The organism is Sulfurimonas sp. (assembly GCF_050296975.1).
Taxonomy (GTDB): Bacteria; Campylobacterota; Campylobacteria; order Campylobacterales; family Sulfurimonadaceae; genus Sulfurimonas.
This window is the reverse complement of sequence record NZ_JBNKRX010000036.1, coordinates 133,338-154,231: the sequence shown is the minus strand read 5'-3', so window position 1 is coordinate 154,231 and position 20,894 is coordinate 133,338. Positions and strand designations below refer to the sequence as shown.

Annotated in this window: 22 protein-coding genes and 1 pseudogene; 6 read left to right on the top strand and 17 right to left on the bottom strand. The window is 34.1% G+C overall.

Going from position 1 to position 20,894, the window contains the following annotated elements; translation table 11 throughout:
* The 11 genes from mrdA to ACQY56_RS11400 all read right to left on the bottom strand — a co-directional run bounded on the left by mrdA (position 1) and on the right by ACQY56_RS11400 (position 9,764).
* On the bottom strand, positions 1-1,785 hold the full coding sequence (gene mrdA / locus ACQY56_RS11450; protein ID WP_428737843.1) for a penicillin-binding protein 2: 1,785 nt from the start codon (positions 1,783-1,785) through the stop codon (positions 1-3).
* Between the two features lie 415 nt (positions 1,786-2,200).
* Positions 2,201-2,662: an N-acetyltransferase gene (locus tag ACQY56_RS11445; protein ID WP_428737917.1), complete on the bottom strand. Its 462-nt coding sequence runs from the start codon at positions 2,660-2,662 to the stop codon at positions 2,201-2,203.
* Positions 2,652-3,269: a ribosome biogenesis GTP-binding protein YihA/YsxC gene (yihA, locus tag ACQY56_RS11440; RefSeq protein WP_428737842.1), complete on the bottom strand. Its 618-nt coding sequence runs from the start codon at positions 3,267-3,269 to the stop codon at positions 2,652-2,654. Before yihA ends, ACQY56_RS11445 begins: the two co-directional genes overlap by 11 nt.
* Positions 3,266-3,745: a lipopolysaccharide transport periplasmic protein LptA gene (gene lptA / locus ACQY56_RS11435; RefSeq protein ID WP_428737841.1), complete on the bottom strand. Its 480-nt coding sequence runs from the start codon at positions 3,743-3,745 to the stop codon at positions 3,266-3,268. Before lptA ends, yihA begins: the two co-directional genes overlap by 4 nt.
* Positions 3,742-4,239: an LPS export ABC transporter periplasmic protein LptC gene (gene lptC, locus ACQY56_RS11430; RefSeq protein WP_428737916.1), complete on the bottom strand. Its 498-nt coding sequence runs from the start codon at positions 4,237-4,239 to the stop codon at positions 3,742-3,744. The genes lptA and lptC overlap by 4 nt, the downstream gene beginning before the upstream one ends.
* A 24-nt stretch (positions 4,240-4,263) precedes the next feature.
* Entirely contained in the window at positions 4,264-4,764 is a 501-nt protein-coding gene (locus ACQY56_RS11425; protein WP_428737840.1) for a KdsC family phosphatase, read from the bottom strand.
* Positions 4,761-5,333, bottom strand: a complete 573-nt coding sequence (gene hisB / locus ACQY56_RS11420; RefSeq protein ID WP_428737839.1) for an imidazoleglycerol-phosphate dehydratase HisB — start codon at positions 5,331-5,333, stop codon at positions 4,761-4,763. Before hisB ends, ACQY56_RS11425 begins: the two co-directional genes overlap by 4 nt.
* Complete coding sequence (locus ACQY56_RS11415) at positions 5,334-6,164, bottom strand: septal ring lytic transglycosylase RlpA family protein (protein ID WP_428737838.1); 831 nt, start codon at positions 6,162-6,164, stop codon at positions 5,334-5,336.
* The gene (locus tag ACQY56_RS11410) at positions 6,157-7,380 is read right to left on the bottom strand and encodes a transglycosylase SLT domain-containing protein (protein WP_428737837.1); all 1,224 of its coding nucleotides are present in this window, start codon (positions 7,378-7,380) and stop codon (positions 6,157-6,159) included. The genes ACQY56_RS11415 and ACQY56_RS11410 overlap by 8 nt, the downstream gene beginning before the upstream one ends.
* 87 nt (positions 7,381-7,467) lie before the next feature.
* Positions 7,468-8,241 carry a TatD family hydrolase gene (locus ACQY56_RS11405; protein WP_428737836.1) on the bottom strand — a complete coding sequence of 258 codons (774 nt, stop codon included), beginning with the start codon at positions 8,239-8,241 and terminating at the stop codon, positions 7,468-7,470.
* Entirely contained in the window at positions 8,238-9,764 is a 1,527-nt protein-coding gene (locus ACQY56_RS11400; RefSeq protein ID WP_428737835.1) for an AAA family ATPase, read from the bottom strand. The genes ACQY56_RS11405 and ACQY56_RS11400 overlap by 4 nt, the downstream gene beginning before the upstream one ends.
* 387 nt (positions 9,765-10,151) lie before the next feature.
* Here ACQY56_RS11400 and ACQY56_RS11395 point away from each other — a divergent pair, with 387 nt between their 5' ends.
* A complete protein-coding gene (locus ACQY56_RS11395) occupies positions 10,152-10,814 on the top strand; it encodes a hypothetical protein (protein WP_428737834.1) in 663 nt (220 codons plus the stop codon).
* A gap of 81 nt (positions 10,815-10,895) precedes the next feature.
* Here the strand turns inward: ACQY56_RS11395 and modD are convergent, their stop codons facing one another.
* From modD to ACQY56_RS11380, 3 genes are all read right to left on the bottom strand, one after another.
* Positions 10,896-11,747, bottom strand: a complete 852-nt coding sequence (modD, locus tag ACQY56_RS11390; protein ID WP_428737833.1) for a ModD protein — start codon at positions 11,745-11,747, stop codon at positions 10,896-10,898.
* A gap of 2 nt (positions 11,748-11,749) precedes the next feature.
* Positions 11,750-12,496 (bottom strand): molybdate ABC transporter substrate-binding protein, encoded by a 747-nt coding sequence (modA, locus tag ACQY56_RS11385; RefSeq protein WP_428737832.1) that lies wholly within the window; start codon positions 12,494-12,496, stop codon positions 11,750-11,752.
* 158 nt (positions 12,497-12,654) lie between these two features.
* Positions 12,655-13,509, bottom strand: a complete 855-nt coding sequence (locus ACQY56_RS11380) for an NAD(+)/NADH kinase (RefSeq protein ID WP_428737831.1) — start codon at positions 13,507-13,509, stop codon at positions 12,655-12,657.
* Between the two features lie 82 nt (positions 13,510-13,591).
* Here ACQY56_RS11380 and aspS point away from each other — a divergent pair, with 82 nt between their 5' ends.
* Both aspS and ACQY56_RS11370 read left to right on the top strand, forming a co-directional pair.
* A complete protein-coding gene (gene aspS / locus ACQY56_RS11375; protein ID WP_428737830.1) occupies positions 13,592-15,349 on the top strand; it encodes an aspartate--tRNA ligase in 1,758 nt (585 codons plus the stop codon).
* The gene (locus tag ACQY56_RS11370) at positions 15,349-15,918 is read left to right on the top strand and encodes an adenylate kinase (protein WP_428737829.1); all 570 of its coding nucleotides are present in this window, start codon (positions 15,349-15,351) and stop codon (positions 15,916-15,918) included. Before aspS ends, ACQY56_RS11370 begins: the two co-directional genes overlap by 1 nt.
* On the opposite strand, the gene ACQY56_RS11365 is transcribed toward ACQY56_RS11370, so the two are convergent.
* The 3 genes from ACQY56_RS11365 to ACQY56_RS11355 all read right to left on the bottom strand — a co-directional run bounded on the left by ACQY56_RS11365 (position 15,915) and on the right by ACQY56_RS11355 (position 17,747).
* Entirely contained in the window at positions 15,915-16,748 is an 834-nt protein-coding gene (locus ACQY56_RS11365) for a patatin-like phospholipase family protein (RefSeq protein WP_428737828.1), read from the bottom strand. The genes ACQY56_RS11370 and ACQY56_RS11365 overlap by 4 nt on opposite strands.
* Positions 16,749-16,757: 9 nt before the next feature.
* Positions 16,758-17,408, bottom strand: coding sequence for an adenylate kinase (gene adk, locus ACQY56_RS11360; RefSeq protein ID WP_428737827.1), 651 nt, complete (start codon positions 17,406-17,408; stop codon positions 16,758-16,760).
* A 66-nt stretch (positions 17,409-17,474) separates the two neighbouring features.
* A complete protein-coding gene (locus tag ACQY56_RS11355; protein ID WP_428737826.1) occupies positions 17,475-17,747 on the bottom strand; it encodes a hypothetical protein in 273 nt (90 codons plus the stop codon).
* 85 nt (positions 17,748-17,832) lie between these two features.
* Between ACQY56_RS11355 and ACQY56_RS11350 the strand changes: the two genes are divergently transcribed.
* From ACQY56_RS11350 to ACQY56_RS11340, 3 genes and pseudogenes are all read left to right on the top strand, one after another.
* Entirely contained in the window at positions 17,833-18,426 is a 594-nt protein-coding gene (locus ACQY56_RS11350; RefSeq protein ID WP_428737825.1) for a DUF2238 domain-containing protein, read from the top strand.
* A 1,184-nt stretch (positions 18,427-19,610) separates the two neighbouring features.
* A pseudogene (locus tag ACQY56_RS11345) lies at positions 19,611-19,787 on the top strand (methyl-accepting chemotaxis protein); the annotation flags it as partial.
* A 347-nt stretch (positions 19,788-20,134) separates the two neighbouring features.
* Positions 20,135-20,866, top strand: a complete 732-nt coding sequence (locus ACQY56_RS11340; protein ID WP_428737824.1) for a competence/damage-inducible protein A — start codon at positions 20,135-20,137, stop codon at positions 20,864-20,866.
* Positions 20,867-20,894 lie beyond the last annotated feature (28 nt).

Below are 20,894 nucleotides of genomic sequence, written 5' to 3'. Positions count from 1 at the left end.
CTATTTTTTTATATACCCAAGCTCTAAGAGCTTGTTGTATATATCTGACACAATTCCCCCTGCTGCAAGTCCACCATGCCCACCATGTTCAATCATTACCATCACAACATACTGAGGATTTTTAAAAGGACCATACGTAGTAATCCAAGCATGAGAACGATTATAGTATGCAAGTTCATGCTCTAATTTACGTCTTTTAACATCTTGCTTGATTCCAATCACTTGTGCTGTTCCTGTTTTCCCAGCTAATTTTACTTTTGAGTGGAGATATTGTGTAGCAGTTCCATGGGGGTTGTTGCATACTTGATACATTGCTCTTTGGATAATTGGGAGCTTTGCTTTCTCTTTTACATTGAAAATCTCTTTATATTCAGCGACATATTCTTCCCCACCAATATATTTAGCAAAATGTGGAGTCGGTAGCTTACCTGTAGCTATGAGAGCAGTCATTTGAGCAATTTGAATAGGTGTTACTAAAAAATCCCCCTGCCCGATAGACATATTTACAGTTTCACCAATGTTCCAAACTCTTTTATATTTTGTGTATTTCCACTCACGTGATGGAACAATCCCAATAAACTCATTTGGCAGATCAACTCCTGTTTTATTGCCTAAGTTATAGCGCTTAAGACCATCGCTCATCTTTTGATTTCCTAGTACTAAACTACCCTTGTAAAAATAATCATCACAACTCTCACGAATCGCTTTAACGATATCTGTACGCCCATGTCCATCATGTTTCCAACATCTAAATATACGTCCACTAAGAGGGAGTTTTGATTTACAATCAACACTCCAGTACTCATTTAAATCTGTCGTAATGTAAAGCAATCCTAAAGCTGGTTTAATAGTAGAACCAGGAGGATAAAGACCGTGAACAAGTTTATTTGTAAAAGGATGGTCTAAACTCGACGAGAGTTCATCATACATCTCATGTGACATACCATTTACAAAGATATTAAGATCATAGTTTGGAAAACTTCCCGCTGAAAGGATAGAACCATCTACTTTCATAACAACGAAAGTCCCTACTTTTCCATCAAAAAGTTTTGAGATATATTGCTGTAACTCCATATCTAAACTGAGAGTTAGTTTTCTACTTTCATCTGCTGGTGTATAACTGAGTTCCTCTATCTCTTGATTGTTTGCATTTACTTTGATTTTTCTTTCACCGGGAGTTCCCTGAAGATATTGGTTATAAAATTTTTCAATCCCAGTTTTTCCAGTGTAACCAATCAAATCCACTAAAGGATTATCTTTAATATCTTTTTTATTAGCACGTGCAACGTACCCTATCATATGCGCAGCGATATTTTTATATGGATAAAATCTTTTTGGAGCTGCAGTAATTTTGATATTTTTTCGTAAATTTAAAATAGAATAGACGGGCATCATATCTTCATAAGGGATAAATGAAACCACTTCTATAAAATTATGATTATAATAAGAGTCTTGTTTGATGTAGTTTTTTTCAATATCTTCCCTATCAAGTGCAGGAAATAACTTCATAATAAGATCTATCTCTTTTTGAAAAATTTTTTTCTTTTTTTTCGATAGTAGATGTGGAGCAAGTGCTATTTTAAAACCGAGTTTATTGATTGCAATTGGATTATTATGAATATCTAAAATTTCACCTCTTACTGGTGCTATCTCTTCTATTTTTATTGTATTGTTTTGTGAAAGTGTTGCATAATAGTCATTTGATTGGATAGCAAGGAAAAAGACTCTTGTTAATAACATCAACCAAATCGTTGCAAACATAAAAATGATAAATTTTACTTTCACAATACACTCACTATAAAAAACTCAACTATTATATAGTATATTATATAGTAATCTATATTTGGCAAAGGAAATAAAAAAATATTTCCTAAAAGAGATAAAAATAAAAAATATCCGATATATGACAAAAATATGTAAGATATATTGACACATTGATGGCATGAAAAATTGAGATAAATTTTTGGCATAACAAGTTTATAGAGTATGTAAAAAAATGTAATTGAACTAAAAAGGATATATCCATAATTGACTTCAAATATAAGCAAACAAAACGTTACAAAAATTAAATTTTTAAAATTTTGTTCCTCTAATGCTCGTAAAAATAAAACAAACAACACAGCAAATAATGGTGGTAAGAAAGGGTATATAGTAGCGATAGAGCTATACACAATATACCCCATAAGGTAAAAAACTGTCGTTAGAGGTTTTTGATAAGTGATACTTCGTTGCATATAGGAAAATGTTTACATTTAATACAATCAGCCCAGATTTTATGTTCTGGGAGGGTCTCTTTTGGAATCTCTACAAAGCCTAATCGCTCAAAAAATGACTGTTTATACGTAAGACTTAACACTTTTTGCAAACCTAAAGATTTTGCTTCATCTAAAAGTTTTTTGATTAGGTTTTCTCCTATTTTATTTCCTCTATACCCATCTTTAACAATAAGTGAGCGAATCTCAGCAAGGTAAGAAGTATGGATATGAAGAGCACAAAACCCTACTAATTCATATCCATCAAATGCAAGTGTATACGAGCGGATATTTGTCGCAATTTCATCTTCACTACGCTCTAAAATAATTCCACTATCAACCTCTGGTTTTACCAGTTCTCTCATTTTAGCAATATCGCCTAATGTTGCCTTTCTAAACTCAATTGTCATTTGAACTCTCATTTAAAATTTTATAGACTAAGTCTACTATTTTATTGATTCCACGTTTTTTTGAACTTGAAACCATCAATGCATTTGGAAACTCACGTCGAAGAGCATTTTGCTCTTTTTGATTCAGTTTATCTATTTTTGTAAAAATTTGAACGATATACTGTTCCTCACTTACGTTTGAGAACAAAAAGTTACTTACATCCACATCGATATCTAAATTTGGATGGCGTGAATCAATAAGATGGATAAAAACTTTGATATTTTTACGTTTTGAGATGTAATCAGTCAGATTTTTCTCCCAATCACTCTTCATAGATTTTGCCACTTTTGCATAACCAAATCCAGGGAGATCAACAAACTTTGCTACTATTTTTTCATTTGTATCGCGATCCATAAACGTCACATCAAAATAGTTAATGAGTTTTGTTTTTCCCGGTGTTGCAGAGACTTTGGCTAACCCTTTATGATTTGTCAAAGCATTTAGAAGTGAACTTTTCCCAACATTACTTCGCGCCATAAAAACAACTTCATTTTGCTCATCTGAGTCTGGGACTTCTTTCACTGTTGGTGCTGATGTAACAAACTTTGCATCTACAATATCTATCATTTTTGCTCTTCTTCACTTTTATCTTTAAACTCAAAAATCATGATAACAGGCTCTTTTTGAGCACCCTTTGCAAATGCCTTGTTTTCAAGTATTTTTAGAGTTACTTCATCGCCTTGAATCTCTTTTTTATCACCCAATTGTTTTAAATGTACATCTTTATAGAAATTGTACTCTTTTGTAATTGGTAGATATATTGCTTTTTGTGCTACACCTCGATACTTGACTTGATCTTTTGTTTCCACTTGAAAAGACACATTGCCTTCGGCTACAAACTTCGTTGGTGTTTTTTCTTTATCGATATACACAGTCACTTTAGAAGCATTAAGTTCATCATACCCTTTCTTTATCTTTACATCACCTTCAAAAATAGACAATCCAGCTTTCTCATCTGCAAAAAACTTCTGTGCTTTGACTTGCAATTCATCAGCAAATAAAAATGTTTGTAAAAAAACTATTAGAAATATGATTGTTTTCATTTGTCCTCGTTTATATAATATTTTGCATTTATGTTTTTAGAATGTATTTTACCTGTAAAATTATTATGATCTAAGTAAGTTCCATGGATCACATTATTTCCTTGAGATAAAGTATAGTTTGTATCGGTTACAAAAACACCCTTATCTTTATAAAAAGATGCCTTTTGCGTTTTATAACTTAAACCATCATCACGCACCAACGTAACATCCCCTGTTAAATCGAGCGTATTATCTTTATAAATACCGTAATCTGCTCGTAAATTTGATATATGAACTTGTGAATGATCTGTATGGTTAATATTATCAACAGTATATCTATCTTTATAACGAAATGCTTCACTTCCTAGCATTAATGTTTTCAGACCAAAAGGATCAAGTTCATACATAATAAAATTTTCTATATGCAATAATGGCATATCTTGCAAAATTTTCTGATCTACTTTGTGAGGCTGAAAAAGAAAAAAGATAGATAATAAAACAGTAATAACAAATATAAAGAACAGATTTATATTAATGATTTATCCTTTAATCCATAAAGATAAAAATTGCTCTTTTTGATCATTTTGCTCAATAATCATATCGATCATCTCTCGTACTGCTCCATCTCCACCATTGTGTGAAAGCACTACATCTACTAAATCATGCATATCTTTTGTAGCATCATTAGGGGTGAAACTTCTGCCTACAGATTTCAGCATCTCATAGTCATTAAAATCATCACCTATAGCTGCTACTTCATAAAACTTCAATCCTATTTTCACTACTAGTTCTTGAAGCAGTATAGCTTTATCTTTTACTCCTTGAAAAAGGTGTTGCACACCTAACTCTTGTGCTCTTTTTTCAACAATACTAGAGTTTCTTCCAGTAATGATAGCAACTTCTCCACCCATTTTTATCCATGAGCTGATTGCCAAACCATCTTTTACATTAAAGTTTTTGCTCTCAACTCCATCACTTGAATAGATAATCTTACCATCAGTTAAACAACCATCAACATCTAATACTAACAGTTTAATCATAATACATCTTTTGTACTTGGTATACCGACTCTCTCATTTGTAGCAGTTGCACGTCTTATTGCCACTGCAACTGCTTTAAAAGCGGCTTCGATAATGTGGTGCTTATTTTTACCACGAAGTTGTACAATGTGCGCACTTATTTTAGAGTTGAGTATAAATGCTCTAAAAAATTCTTCTGTTAGCTCAGTGTCAAACTGCCCTACTTTTCCAACTACATCAAGCTCATAAACTAAAAATGGGCGGTTGCTTAAATCCAAGTCACACGATACACACGCTTCATCCATAACAATATTTGCACTGCCAAAACGCTCCATATTTTTTACAGGATAGATAGCTGTGCTTAGAGCATCTCCAAGAACTATACCTACATCTTCAACACTATGATGGTCATCGATGTGAGTATCACCTTTACAACTTACTTCTAAATCGATCAAAGAGTGCTTTGAAAAACTCTCAAGCATATGATCTAAAAATCCAACACCAGTGGCAATCTTACTTTTACCACTCCCATTGATCTCTAAAGATACACTAATATCTGTCTCTTTTGTTGTTCTTGTTTTTGTAATCATCTAATCCTCCCGTAAAATAAATGCGTGTTCAAATTTCCCAAGCGATTTATAATCTCTTGCTTCCTGCTCACTTTTAAAGCCACTTAAAACTACTTTGAACATTCGTCCTTGTTGTGTTTGCACATCTTTAATCATTGTATGATACCCATCTGTATTGTCATACTTCTCTTGAGTTGTCAAAGCACCCTCAATCTTTGAAAAAGAGCCGATCTGCAATAAAAACTGATCCATATCTACAGTTTTTGGAGAGTTTTCAAGCTCTTTGTCTAACTCTTTTTTTGTGACTGGTGTTTTCTTTGTCCCTTTCCCTGCAAAACCCAAAACTTCAAGCTTCACAGGAGCAGTTCCCGTTCCTATCATATCGATTTTACTTGCAGCAGCTTTTGAAAGATCGATAATTCTAGTATCTACAAAAGGTCCACGGTCATTTACCCTTACTACAGCGGATTTTCCATTGCGTCTATTTGTCACTTTTACAATTGTATTCATTGGAAGCGTTTTATGAGCAGCTGTCATATCCCACATGTTGTATTTTTCACCATTTGAAGTGAGCTTCCCATGAAAATCTGGACCATACCAACTCGCAGTCCCTTTAAAATCATCCCCAACACTCACAACAGTTGGATAGTACTTTTTACCACGAACAACATATGGACGCATTGTTGGATGCGAATATGTTTTTTGAGTAGGACTAGGATTATAACTGCTACTAGACGAGTAATCATTTGCAGGTGTATAGTTATTTGCTCTATACACACCTTTACCTCGTGTACTACATCCAGAAAATATAATGGCAATCGATAAAATAAGATAAAAATACTGTTTATTCATACAACTTTAACCTATCACCAATTCTAATCAATGAACCTTCTAAATTGTTTTGAGAACGAATATTTTGTATACTAATTTTATGCGCCTTTGAGATCGACTCTAACGAATCCCCTTTTTTGACTATATAGTAATGTTTCGAGTCAACTTTTTGCTTTGAGCTCTTTTTAGGTATAGGAATAATAAGCTTTTGTTTCAGACTTAGTTTTGTCGTTTTTAGATTATTAAAGTCTTTGATTACTTTATAAGAAACTCCATATTTTTTACCAATGTACGAAAGGTTATCCCCTTTTGTCACTACATGAATTTTATAGATATTTTTTACAGGTTCAACACTATACTTTTGTTTAAACTCTGAAAGCTTTATATATGGTATATACACATCATAGTTGCTTGAATACGGTGGCACAAAGTCATATTTTAGATGACGATTGAGCTTTTTTAAATCTTTTAGCGGAATACCTATAAGTTTTGAAATTCTTTGTAAAGACTCACCACCTGAAAGCTTAATAGTCGCTAAAGAGTAAGCATTTGCACGATTTAAAAGGTACTCATACTCACTTCTTAAAAGATATCTCTCATCGCTCCCTATAAGTGAAAATGCTACGATTTTTCTTATATAATTTCTACTCTCTTGGGGGATATACTTTTTATCTTCATCTAGTAAAATAGCTATATCATCTGTTCCTGCTTCTTTTATAGCACGGCTCAATCTTCCACCGCCACAGTTGTACGCGATCGCAGCTAAGTACCATTTTCCAAAACGATCATGGAGTGAAGAGAGGTACTTTGCAGCAGCCTCAGTAGATTTGATAGGGTCACGTCTTTCATCTGTATACTCATCAATATGCAAATGATAATGCTTAGCAGTATTTGGCATAAATTGCCACAGTCCAGCTGCACGTTTACTTGAATATGCTTTTGTTCTAAAGTTGGACTCTGCCATAGCAAGATATAAAAACTCCTGAGGTACATCATATTTTGAAAGAGCATTTTTTATAGCAGGTATAAATAAATATGCATCCTCCATAGCTTTAAAAAAATGTTTATCTTTGGAGAGAGTTTTTTGTTTCATATTGTTTAAAACGGGGTCATACAAAAAAGAAGGGTCTATATCAAAAGAAGTAAGCACTCGTAACTCTTTTTCATAATTAGAGTCATACGTTAAATTTGCATATAAAAATAATGGCAATAAAAGTAAGAAAAAATATCTGATCATAAACAACTTTTGGGATTAAATTTTTCTTATTCTATCCAAAAGTTGTTAAAAATACGTAAAACAGGCTAATATTTCAGTTTAATATTATCAAATATTAAAGAGTTTTTGGGCATTTTTTGTAGTGATATCCTCTACTTCACTAAGCTCTTTTTTTAAGAGTTCTGCCATCTTTTGAGCTATAAACTGAGTGTAAAGCGGCTCATTTCGCTCACCTCTGTGAGGTGTTGGAGTAAGGTAAGGTCCATCTGTTTCTATCACTAGTTTATCTTCTGGAATTTTAGGAAGAACATTGACAAGTTTTTTTGCATTTTTAAATGTCAAAACACCCCCTATCCCAAAATAAAATCCCTCATAAGCTAAAGAAAGAAGTTGCTCATCTGCATTAAAACAGTGCAGCACTCCTCCAACTTCAGCGGCTGAGTTTTCTAAAAGAACAGTTTTAGAGTCATTTGAAGCATCGCGAATATGCACAATCAAAGGTTTTTTATATTCACGAGCAAGTTTTATTTGCGCCATAAAGACCTCTTTTTGCTTTTGTTTTTCAAGCTCTTTTTCCTCATCACTCCCCTCCAAACGAAAGTAATCAAGCCCACACTCTCCAACTGCTACACATTTTTCATGTTTTAGATATGTATGAAAAATATCTTCACTAAAGTTTTCCATATCATAAGGGTGCACACCAACAGCAAAATATACATCATTATATTTCTGCGCTATATCTATAGCCTTACCAAGCGTTACAGGATCAGCACCAGGGATGATAAACTGCTTTACCCCACCCTCACGTGCTCGATCAAGTACAGCGTCTAAATCTTCATCGTATCTATCGTCATCTAAATGTATATGAGTATCTATGATCATCTATTGCCTTCTAAGAGCTCCCGAGCGAATTTTTTCGCTTCATCTGAGATAGTATCGCCACTTATGATTCTGGCTATCTCATCAATTTTTTCATCAAAATTAAGCTCTTTTGTTTTTGAAATAGTACCATCTTTATAGACTAAAAAGTGTTGATCCCCCATAGAAGTAAGCTGTGGTTGATGAGAGATCACAAAAATTTGGAAGTTCTTAGTAAGTTTTTTAAGCACTTTTGCAACACTCATAGACTCCTCACCACTTAGGTTTGCATCGATCTCATCTAGCATCAACACACCACCAATATTTTGCATACTTTCAGATTTAAGAGCTAAGACCGCTAGACGTAGTCTGTTAAACTCCCCTGTAGATACTTTTGAAAGCTCCGTTGCATTTAGCTCTATACTTAGTATATCTTGCCCAAATTGTGTAAGTTTATCTTGTGCAAGTGAAACTTTTGCATCTCTTAAATAGAGTTGTTTTAAATAAGCATTCAATTCTTTTTCAAAGTTCTTAACCGCTTTTGAGCGAAGCTCTGTTAAGCTTCGAGCTAGTGAATATACCTCTTTGTGAAGTGTTTGATATCTTTGCTCTAAATCCCCTTTTTGTACCTCTATATTTTCATACTTTTCAAGTTCTTGTAGTTTTTGCTCCTTATACTCTAAGGCTTCCTCGATCGACCCATATCTACGTTTAAGTTCTCCTAACTCCTCTATACGGTTTAAAACCTCCTCTACATCTACTTCATCAAGTGCGCTAAATCGCTCTTCCGCACTCTCTAAAATGGAGCGCAGTTCATTCATAGTATCATCAAAAAAAGCACTATCTACATCTAAAGTATCAAGTGCTAAAGAGATATGATGTTCAAAATTAAATATCTCATTTGCACCCTCAATCATCTCTAGTGCTTTTTCTTTACGTGAAAGCTCTTTTTTGATCACTAATAGCTCTTCATCTTCCCCTACTTTAGGACTAATAGAGTTAATCTTATCGATCTCAAATTTTGCGAACTCTTTGAGTTCAATTATGCGTCTTTCCTCATCTTCTATAATTTCTAACTCTTTTTTGACTTGATTATAATTTTTAAATGTTTCTCGGTAATGTGACTTTAGATCAAGTGCATTTTTCCCTATCTTATGATCGAGTATAGACAATAGCCCTTCGTTTTCAAAATCACGAAAATCTCGTAGGCTTAAGTGTTTTAGATATTTACAAGTAAGTGTATTGATAGATTTTTTAGAGATGCTTTGGTTGTTTATGAAGTAGCGAGACTTCTCTTTTTTTATGTGTTTAAAGACATTGATTTCATCGTTTTCAAGCCCTGTTTCTTCCTCGTCTATATCCCAAGTAACACTACTCTCACAAATATTTGCATCACAAGAACTAAGCCCAAGTGATGAAAGGATAGACTCCATAAGTATAGACTTCCCACTCCCACTAGGGCCAGAAAACACAATCAAACCGTGCTGTAAATTAAGCTCAGCTTCTTGAAAACTCAAGTAATCTTTTAAATAAAATCTTTCAATCATGCGAACACCCTCACATCTTATTTTTGAAAAATATTAACCTGTTTTTTATGGAGAAGAAAAGAATATGACAAATTGACATATTTTCCACTTTCAATATACTTATCATATTGCTAAACTATTACGATTTTTGCTTGATATCTTTACAAATTGATAAGATATTACGGATATACGTTAATAGTTATACATAAAAAACGATACAAAAATTTTTAAAATGTTTTAGAGAAATCATTGAAAATGGTAATATTTTTATATGGAAGTCCTTGCTTAGATTATTTAACATACTTTAATAGTATTACACTTTAAATGATAAGATATTAAGTAATTTTATAGCTAACTTATATATAATGTACTACTAATAAATAGTTATGTCTTAAAAAGAGAAATATAGTGTCTGATGAAAAAAATGAGTTAATTTTAGCATCTACAGGAACAGAGAAAGCGTTAGATGTGGTTTCGTTTGTTGGCAGTGCTGTCCCATGGATTGGCGGACCCGTGAGCAATGTACTGAGTGGAATGTCATTAGGAAGAAAACTAGGGAGAGTGCGCGAGGTTTTAGAGTCATTATCTAATGACCTGAAAGAGTTTAAGTCAGAAGCATCAGAAAGCTATGTAAAAACGGAAGAGTTCGAAGATTTGCTGGAGCAAACCTTGAAGAGAGTTGGAGAAGAACGAAACGAAGAGAAAAGGCATTTATATAAAGCTTTTTTAACTGATTCCATAGAATCCCCTGGTGAGCCATACGATGACCAACTTCGCTTACTCCGTACTTTTGAGCAAATATCGCCAGATCATATTCAAGTTTTAAAAGCTTTTTCCCAAAAACCTGAGCCTAATCCAGGGTCGATGGGTACTCCGATTCAAACTCTAAGACAAAGATTGCCGGACTTTGATGAAAAGCGTATTGAAGAAATTGTGGCACAACTAAATGATATGCGCATAACAAATCAAAGAAGTTTGAAGACAATGATGACAGGCCATGGTGCCGCCGATCTTAGGCATTCAGTCACAGGATATGGAAGCAAAATTGTTAACTACATATACGAGGCATAACAAGATACTTTACCAAAAGAGCACATAACAAATCAGAGGAGCCAATCAGTTACCCGCACACAGGCCACTGATTGGCTCATTTCAAACGCTATCCACAACCCTAAAACAACTAGTAAGATCGCTAAGTCCTGCTGAGTATAAAGAGCTAGTAACAACAGCATCTATACCAGTTGCTGCAAACTCTTTTGCATTTTTTCTATTGATCCCACCAGCAGCGAGGATTTTGGTATTTGGGTAGTTTTGGTTTTTATACTCTACTAGCTCTCGTAAAACCTCTGGTGTTGTTTTATCCATCTGGATCACATCTGCACCAAGTGAGAGCATTTTTTTTGCATCTTCAAGGCTATCAGCCTCTATAACTAATTTTTTCTCTACACAACGCTCTTTTATGCTTGGAAGTGCAGCTTCAAACTCTTCAGGAGTATCATACAAAGCTCTATGATTATCGAAGATCAGGACTGATTCTGAAAGTCCTAGTCTGTGAGGAAGCACTCCAGCACATACCAAAGATCGCATCACAAAACGTTTTGCAAATGGGAAGCTTTTACGTGTTACAAAAACTTCACATTTTGGGTTTAGTTTTTTAACATCTTGCACCATTTTATATGCAGCTGTTGCCATACCACAAGAGTATTCTAAAAGTATTTGTGAAACTCTCCATGCTTGATGCAGTAACTCTGTGTCACCTCTTAGTTCTAAAAGAGTTCCACCAGCTTCTAGTTGAGTACCAGATGTGAGTTTTTGATTTACCTCACATCCAAGTAGTTCACCCATTCTTGCAGCTTCTTCTACACAAGCCACTACTATATCTTCACGTGTTTTTATCTCTAAAACACCTTGTTTACCCTTTACATCGAGTAGATGAGTTGTAAGATCAAAGTATGGTATATCTTCACGTATATATTCTAAAAGTTCTTGATCGCTTAAGCGCATTATTACTCCACTATGTAGCCATAAGATTTAAAAATCTCTTTTGCTTTATCACTTAAAATAAAGTCATAAAAAGCTTTGTACTGGGCATTATTTTTCCCATATTGTAGCAAAACTATCCCTTGTTTTATCGGTGTGTAGAGTTTTGGATTTACTGCTTCCCAGTTTTTCCCCTCTTTATACTGTTTCATTTTATCGCTATAAAGTGAAGACTTTGCGATGATTCCTATATCTGCTGCGGCAATTGAGTATGTAACTGTTTGAGAGATCGACTCGGCAAATACAAACTTTTGTTTTACATTTTCGTAGATTCCCGCTGTTTTCATCGCTTCGATTGCAGCTTTACCATAAGGGGCAGTTTTAGGATTTGCGATAGCTATTTTACTAATTGCTTTAGTATCTAAAAGTTTAATCCCTTTAGAAAAATCTTGGTTTTTAACACTTAAGTAGGCTAAAGCACCCTGTGCATATACAACAGGTTTTGTAGTGGCAATTTTGTCGCTATAAAGTGCCTCTGGATACTTCATATTTGCCGCCATAAAAAGCCCATAAGGTGCACCGTTTTTGATCTGTGCTGTGAGTTTTCCACTACTTCCAAGTGTTACTTGTACATCTGTATCTGGATGTGTTTTAGCAAACTCAGCTTTAAGTTCATCTATAGCATAGCTTACATTTGCAGCAACTGCGATATTTATACTTTCTGCATTGAGAGATAAGAGACCAGCAACTAGTATCAACATTAACTTTTTCATTGTTATTCCTTTTTATTTATATTTTAAATGACATAACGGTATTTATGCAAAATCAGTTCCCTTAGAGTTTTATATCCAAGAAAATTTTCAATCGTAGTATATCTTTTTATATAACGTTATGTCAATAAAAACATATAGAACCTAAATAAAGATTTTATTTAGTCACCCCAGCCTAGTTTTTGCTTGAGAACATCAAAGTAGTTAAACTCTTCTCTATGGAGCAGTTTTGCAGTTTTAGATGCTAGTTTTATATGTAAACTTTCATTTTGTTCTAGTTCATGCATATCTTGCCCATCTATAATGATGAGTGCCCTCTTATCAGTTGACTTCATCTCGATTTGAAATTTTCCCGGTAATACCACTGGAGTTTGTGTCAAAGAGTGTGGACAAATAGGTGTAAGTGTAAATACCTGCGTTAATGGAAACAATACTGGTCCACCAGCAGAAAGATTGTATGCAGTAGAACCTGTAGGCGTTGAAACGATTACACCATCGCCGTAGTAAGTGTTAAAAGAGTTTCCATCAACTAAAGTTTCTATATGGATCATATTTGAGATAGAGGGACGAGTAAGTACTACATCATTAAATGCGTACATCGTAACCTCTTCACCGTTTTTGATAACTGTAGCTTCAAGTACGGCACGTTCATCTATGCGGTACTTACCCTGCTCTAAATTTGCTACAAATGTATCAAGCTCATCCATCCCAAGGTCGGCTAAAAATCCTAGATTTCCAGCATGTACGCCAAATACAGGGATATCGTGGTCAAAACTTCTACGAACCACAGAGATAAGTGTCCCATCCCCTCCCAAAGTTACCAATACATCACACTGTTTACATAAAAGATCAAAATCCATCCCCATAACATCGATCATACCACCGCTTACGCTTTCTATATATACATCCATATTATGTGCTTCAAGGATAGACTTTAATTTGAAAAAATCATCTTTTAATTCTGGTGTAGATGGACGTAGTACTACTCCGACTTTTTGAATCTTTTTTGTTTCCAAAATGGCTCTTTTTGTTGGTTTACTTTGAAAATTATACACTATTTAGATATAATCGCGAAAATATTTTAAATAGGACTCTATATTGAGAACTCATTATTGTACAGATTTAAACGAAACAAATGTCGGTGACGAAGTAACTGTTGTTGGTTGGGCTAACAGCTATCGTGACCATGGTGGTATTATATTTATAGATTTACGTGACAAAACTGGTCTTATCCAACTTACTTGTGATCCAGAAGATAGTGCAGAAGCTCATAAGATTGCTGATAGCGTAAGAGATGAGTATGTACTTGTTGCTAAAGGGAAAGTGCGTCTTCGTGGTGAAGGTTTAACAAATCCACGTCTAAAAACTGGTGCGATTGAAATCGTTGTGAGTGAACTTGTTATCGAAAACAAGTCTGCTCCACTTCCATTTGTGATCGGTGATCATAAAGTTGGTGAAGAGACACGTCTAAAATACCGTTACTTAGAACTTCGCGATCAGTCAATGTATGAAGCGTTCCGTCTTCGCTCAAAAGCAGCGATTGCAGCTAGAAACATCTTAGATGCTAATGGGTTTTTAGAAGTTGAAACACCTATTCTTACAAAATCTACTCCTGAAGGTGCAAGAGATTACTTAGTACCTTCACGTGTACATAATGGTGAATTTTATGCACTTCCACAATCACCACAACTCTTTAAACAACTTTTAATGGTAGGTGGATTTGATAGATACTTCCAAATAGCAAAATGTTTCCGTGATGAAGATTTACGTGCTGATCGTCAACCGGAATTTACTCAGATAGACGTTGAGATGAGTTTCTGTAATCAAGAAGATGTTATTAAAGTTGCTGAAGAGTTGATCGAAGCGATGTTTAAAGCATGTGACATCGAAGTAAAAGCTCCATTTAATCGTATGCCTTATAGCGAAGCTATGGAAAAATACGGTTCAGACAAACCAGATATGAGATATGGTCTTGAGATGGTTGACGTTATCGATATTTTTGAGAGATGTGACAACGAAATCTTTACAAATATTGCTAAAAAACCACATGTAAACCGTATTAAAGCTTTAAAAGTTCCTGGTGCTGACTTAGTATTTTCTAAACGTGAAATGAAATCATTTGAAGATTTCGTACGTAAGTTTGGTGCGCAAGGTCTTGGGTACTTCCAAATGAAAGAGGATGGTTTAAAAGGTCCACTTATTAAATTCTTTAGTGATGAAGATATTGATCTCCTGATCCAAAGACTTGGTATGGAAGTTGGCGATGTAGTATTTTTCGGTGCTGGAGAGAAAAAAACTGTTTGGGATTACATGGGAAGACTAAGAATTTTCATTGCTGAGCATGAAAAAATGAATCTTGTTGATCCTAGCAAGTTTGAATTTTTATGGGTAGTAGATTTTCCTATGTTTGAAGTGGAAGATGGACGTGTAAAAGCACTTCATCACCCATTTACAATGCCAAAAGACACTGACAAAGACGATGTTGAAGAGATCGAATCGATCGCTTACGACATCGTACTTAATGGTGTTGAGCTTGGAGGTGGTTCTATCCGTATTCACAAAGAAGAAGTTCAAGAGGAGATCTTTAAACTTCTTGGAATCAGTGAAGAAGAAGCACAAGAAAAATTTGGTTTCTTACTAGATGCATTAAAATTCGGTGCACCTCCACACGGTGGTTTTGCTATTGGTTTTGATAGACTTATGATGTTAATAACAAAAAAATCATCTATCCGTGATGTTATAGCATTCCCTAAAACACAAAAAGCTTCTTGTTTATTAACAGAAGCACCATCTGCTGTTGATAACGATCAACTGCGTGATCTTCATATCAGAATCCGCGAGCAAGTTAAAGCGTAATGAAAAAGCTATTTTTAATTATCGGAGCACCTGGCTCTGGTAAAACAACAGACGCTGAACTCATCGCTAAAAATAACGAACATATATCACACTACTCTACTGGAGATATGCTACGTGCTGAAGTTGCACGCAACACTCCTCGTGGGCAAGAGATTAATAAATACACTTCAAAAGGTGAGATAGTACCAATTGCTATCGTAATTGAGACTATCGTTAATGCTATTAAAGCATCAAAAAATAATCTTGTTATCATCGATGGATACCCTAGAAGTATTGAACAGATGATGGAACTTGATAGATACCTGCAAGAGAGTTCTGATGTAAAACTTACTAGTGTTATCGAAGTTGAAGTAGACGAAGAAACAGCACGTGATAGAGTTCTTGGACGTGCGCGTGGTGAAGATGATAATAACGAAGTTTTTGATAACCGTATGAAAGTATATATGGAACCACTTGAAGAGATACGCAGTTTTTATAACTCAAAGGACCTTTTAAAAGTGATCTCTGGTAAAGGGACGATAGACGAGATAGTATCAGAAATGGAAAGCTTTATAAAAGCAAGAATCTAAAGCAAAAACTTAGCAGACTGATTTCCATAATAAATGATCTCTTCTGCTTTATGAAACTCATAAAATTCACATAAATCATTTGGTATAGAGATGGTTAAATCAGGTTCTACTTTTTCCAAGTGAGCATCAGTGATAATCTTTTGCATCGTTTCAATAGAATCTTGAATGATCCCAATGGAATTTAACTTTTCATTCTCCGCTTTTTTAGAATAGAAAAAATCACTCACTTTTTTTAATAATGGATTTTTTGGATTTATAGGGAGTTTAAATGCTTCATTGATCGATTCTCTTCCACTTAAATCTACAGCAATAGAATAAAGAGAATCATCATAAGGTTGCACAATTCCAAGAGGGTTACAAAGTCCACCATCTACAAGCACCATATTTTCTTTAAGTACAGGTGTAAAAAGTGTCGGTATAGCTATCGATGCACGGATTGCTTCTCTGAGGGAGCCTTCTTTAAAAAGATAAGGTTGTTTTGATTTGATATCTGTTGCTATCGCAACAAAAGGGATAGAAAGCTCTTCAATCTTAAGTGAGCCGATCATATCGGCCATAATATTGAAGACCTTTTCACCTTCTATAATCCCACCCTTTTTAAAACTAAAATCGATAAGTTTAAGAACATCTAGTGGATCAAGGTTTAATACCCACTCTTCATAAAGATCGAGTTTACCTGATGCATAAAGCCCACCTATGAGCGCTCCCATAGATGAACCAGATATAAACTTTATATTATAATTTTGCTTTTCAAGCTCACGTATAACACCTATATGTGCATAACCACGTGCACCACCGCTTCCAAGATAAAGTGCTATATCTTTTTTCATGAGTATAAGTTAGTTTGCTAAACCTGCAACGATAGCTTTTTCAACATCTATAATATCAGCAGTTCCATCTACTGTGATATACTTAATAGATGAGTCTTTAGAAGCTTGATCTTTGTAGTAACCAATTAGTGGCTCTGTTTGGTCATGATACACTTTTAGACGATCTAAAACTACTTCCTCTTTATCATCATCACGTTGTACTAACTCTTCACCAGTTTCATCATCTTTGCCTTCCACTTTTGGTGGGTTAAATACAACATGATATGTTCGACCACTTGCAAGGTGAGCACGACGACCACTCATTCTTTTAACAATTTCTGCATCGGCTACATCAATCTCAATTACAGCATCTATTGAAATTCCGGCATTTGTTACTGCATCAGCTTGAGCAAGTGTACGTGGAAAACCATCTAAAAGGTAACCATTTTTACAATCATCTTCAGCGATACGATCTTTTACAAGACTGATGATAATCTCATCAGTTACAAGTTTCCCAGCATCCATAGCCTCTTTAGCTAGTTTACCCATCTCAGTACCTGCTTTTATAGCAGCTCGAAGCATATCTCCTGTAGAGATTTGTGGGATGTTGAATTTTTTTGTCAAAAATTGAGCCTGTGTACCTTTACCAGCACCAGGAGCTCCAAGTAGAATAATTCTCATATTTGTCGTCCTAATTTTTTTATAAGTGAAATTATATAGTAATGAGTTTAAAAAAAGCTATGTTGTCTATTCATCATCATCGTCGTAAGAAGTTTGCGCGTCTTGAATATCTTCAATCAGCTCTTTACACTCCTCTTCATCAATTTCACCTAATTTAATCTCTTCTAAAACATCTTCAAGATCAGCTTTAAATTCACGAAGCTCTTCTATCTCTTCTTTTGCATCATCACTTGCATTTTTACTATCTGCAATCTCTTCAAATATCTCATCTAATCTTTCATTTATATCTGGTATAACACTTGTTGTCAGTAACTCTTCTAATTTCTGTGCATATGACATGGATTGCCTCGTATTATTTAGTTTTGGAGCATTATACTTTTATTTTACTTAGAAACTTACTTAGAAAGTTCGATATAATTTTCCCATGAATAAATATATATGGATTTTTATTTATTGTGCAGTTCTTATCTGGTCATTCATTGCACCAAAAGATATGTTTACATGGATACTTGAAGTCACACCTGCTTTAATAGCTGCTATTATTCTTATAGTCACATACAACTCTTTTAGGTTGACGTCACTTTTATACATCTTGATACTTTTACACTGTATCGTTTTAATGATTGGTGGGCACTATACTTATGCAGAAGTACCATTGTTTGATCACATCAGTGAGTTTTTTGGCTCCAATAGAAACAATTATGATAAACTTGGGCATTTTTTTCAAGGGTTTGTTCCAGCTATTTTAGCACGTGAAATTTTACTGCGAAAAAATGTGCTCAAAAATGATATGTGGCTTCATTACATCGTTATCTCGATTGTCCTAGCTTTTAGTGCCTTTTACGAACTTGTAGAGTGGTGGGTAGCTTTAGCTACAGGAGAAAATGCTGAAGCTTTCTTAGGTACTCAAGGATATGTTTGGGATACTCAATCAGATATGGCTTTTGCACTCTTTGGCGGAATTGTATCACTTCTGTTTTTATCAAAAGTTCATAATATGCAATTGGAAAAAAAGTGATATTTATTTCTGATAAATTTTATTTTTTTAAAAATAATGCTACAATATTTCAACTTTAAAAATTAGGAATTCTTATGATGAATTATTTTCATAACCTCAATATTGGTACAAAATTACAAATTCCTATTTTCTTCGTCCTACTAGTCATTTTAGGTCTCTCTATCCAATGGCTTCAAGCATATAACAAAGAAAATGCTATGAAGATGATAGAAAAAGAGGGAATCACAATTGCCAAAAGTACAATTGATTCACTCAATATGATGATGCTTACAGGCTCTATCTCTGATCCTGATAGTAGAACACTTTATTATAAAAAAGCATCTTTACAAGATGGTGTAAAAAAGTTTTATGCTTTTCGTACACATACACTCAACGAGCAATACCCAACAACTTTAACAACTGAAAATATACGCGATGCATTAGATCAAAAAAGTATAGATACAAAAGAAGCTGTTATTGATATTGATGAAGACAATAGCAAAAATCTGCGTGTCACCCTCCCCTTTATAGCCCAAGAAAATTATAAAGATACAAATTGTCTTATGTGCCATAGTGTAGAAAAAGGAACCGTTTTAGGCGGAGCTACAGTATATATAGATATCTCTGAAGAACTTGGACAAATAAGAACTGAAACCATTACTATGTGGATAGGTACAATTTTACTTTTAATTGTATTGCAATTTATTATCTATTTTTTAATGAAATTTTTTCTAAGAAACCAAGTTGATACTATTGTAAATATGTTAGCAAATATGAAAAGAGATTTTTCAAAACGCTTACCAGTAAAATATGATGATGAGATTGGAAAAATTTCAACCTATATAAATGAATTTTTAGCAGATTCTGCAAACTTTATTCGTGATACAAAACATGCTGTTGTGAATAATCAAGATGTAGCACAAAAGATAAATATTATGACTATAGATCAAAAAGAGGAGATTACAAAAGGTTGTGATCTGCTCAACATTATGATGGAAAATACCCATGTAATTACAACTATCATGAAGGATTCAAACAGTATAAATCAAGAATCTGTAGATTGTATCTCTGAAGCAGATTCTGCTCTTGACAATGCTGCAAACCAAATAACGACAATGCTAGAATCTATCCACCACAATGTTGAAAAATCAGCTCAAACAGTGTTAGATATAGATCAATTAAAAGCAAGTATTTTAGATGTACAGTCAGTACTTAACGTAATCTCTGAAATTGCAAGTCAAACTAATCTTTTAGCACTTAACGCCGCTATTGAAGCTGCACGTGCAGGTGAACATGGACGTGGTTTTGCTGTTGTTGCAGATGAGGTAAGAAAACTCGCAGAACGCACACAAAAGTCTGTTATTGAGAGTGATTCAAGCTTTAAACTTTTAGAGGAAAATCTCAACTCTACAGTTGAAAATATTAAAGAGCAATCTGAATCATTAGAAGATTTAGGTAGCAGTAGTGATGAAGTAAAATCTATGATTGTAGAAGTTACGTCAAAACTAAATATGACAAAAGAGCTTACAGATAAACTTTTTGAGAAAAATAATGATATTACAAAAGATATAGATAATATTTTAAAACATACTACTGATGTACAATGTGTAGCAGGTGAAAGTTCTAAAACAATCGATGAACTTTTAGAACTTGCAAATATACTTACAAATGATGCTGATGCTTTAACTGAAGAGATTCAAAAATTCAAAGTATAAATGCTAATTTGAATATGAATTTTTATGCAGTTATTATTGGTACAGAGATTTTAAATGGCAGAAGGGTCGATAAACATTTTGAGTTTTTAAAAAATGAACTCTCTTTATATGGGCATCAGCTTTTTGCCTCCTTTGTTATAAAAGACGATCAAAAACTTATAACAACAACTTACGAAATGATAAAAGCTGATCCACAAAGTGTTATGTTTTCATTTGGTGGGATAGGCTCAACACCAGATGATTTAACACGTAAAATAGCCTCAAAAGTATTTCGCAATGCATCTACCCAAAGAGATGAAAAATTTTTCCAAGATATTATTGAGCGTTTTGGAGATGAAGCATATCCATATCGAATCCATATGGCAGAGATTCCACCTAATTCTGACTTACTTTTTAACCCAGTCAATAATATGTCTGGCTTTTCACTAGATAATCGTTACTTTTTCGTCCCAGGTTTTCCATCTATGGCTCACCCTATGATAAGAAGTGCCATAAAAGAACACTTTTCACACTCTAAAGAAAACTTTCGAATAACTCTTTATGCACACACAAGTGAAAATTCTCTGATATCTATAATGAAACAAATCCCTTCACATATAGAACTTTCCTCTCTTCCTATTTTTGTTGACAACTTACCAAATGTGGAACTTTCATTGTATGGAGAAGATAAAAATGAGGTGCACCACTATTTCTCCCTCTTTATTGAAGAGTTAAATAATCAAAAAATCACATACAAAGTAATGTAAAACAACAAACTACCGATATTAAATTATC

Bases quoted from the DNA above. Each gene is read 5' to 3' on its own strand.
- ACQY56_RS11445 (WP_428737917.1), bottom strand. From the start codon at position 2,662: ATGACAATTGAGTTTAGAAAGGCAACATTAGGCGATATTGCTAAAATG.
- yihA (WP_428737842.1), bottom strand. From the start codon at position 3,269: ATGATAGATATTGTAGATGCAAAGTTTGTTACATCAGCACCAACAGTG.
- lptA (WP_428737841.1), bottom strand. From the start codon at position 3,745: ATGAAAACAATCATATTTCTAATAGTTTTTTTACAAACATTTTTATTT.
- ACQY56_RS11425 (WP_428737840.1), bottom strand. From the start codon at position 4,764: ATGATTAAACTGTTAGTATTAGATGTTGATGGTTGTTTAACTGATGGT.
- hisB (WP_428737839.1), bottom strand. From the start codon at position 5,333: ATGATTACAAAAACAAGAACAACAAAAGAGACAGATATTAGTGTATCT.
- ACQY56_RS11415 (WP_428737838.1), bottom strand. From the start codon at position 6,164: ATGAATAAACAGTATTTTTATCTTATTTTATCGATTGCCATTATATTT.
- ACQY56_RS11410 (WP_428737837.1), bottom strand. From the start codon at position 7,380: ATGATCAGATATTTTTTCTTACTTTTATTGCCATTATTTTTATATGCA.
- ACQY56_RS11405 (WP_428737836.1), bottom strand. From the start codon at position 8,241: ATGATCATAGATACTCATATACATTTAGATGACGATAGATACGATGAA.
- ACQY56_RS11400 (WP_428737835.1), bottom strand. From the start codon at position 9,764: ATGATTGAAAGATTTTATTTAAAAGATTACTTGAGTTTTCAAGAAGCT.
- modD (WP_428737833.1), bottom strand. From the start codon at position 11,747: ATGCGCTTAAGCGATCAAGAACTTTTAGAATATATACGTGAAGATATA.
- modA (WP_428737832.1), bottom strand. From the start codon at position 12,496: ATGAAAAAGTTAATGTTGATACTAGTTGCTGGTCTCTTATCTCTCAAT.
- ACQY56_RS11370 (WP_428737829.1), top strand. From the start codon at position 15,349: ATGAAAAAGCTATTTTTAATTATCGGAGCACCTGGCTCTGGTAAAACA.
- ACQY56_RS11365 (WP_428737828.1), bottom strand. From the start codon at position 16,748: ATGAAAAAAGATATAGCACTTTATCTTGGAAGCGGTGGTGCACGTGGT.
- adk (WP_428737827.1), bottom strand. From the start codon at position 17,408: ATGAGAATTATTCTACTTGGAGCTCCTGGTGCTGGTAAAGGTACACAG.
- ACQY56_RS11355 (WP_428737826.1), bottom strand. From the start codon at position 17,747: ATGTCATATGCACAGAAATTAGAAGAGTTACTGACAACAAGTGTTATA.
- ACQY56_RS11350 (WP_428737825.1), top strand. From the start codon at position 17,833: ATGAATAAATATATATGGATTTTTATTTATTGTGCAGTTCTTATCTGG.
- ACQY56_RS11340 (WP_428737824.1), top strand. From the start codon at position 20,135: ATGAATTTTTATGCAGTTATTATTGGTACAGAGATTTTAAATGGCAGA.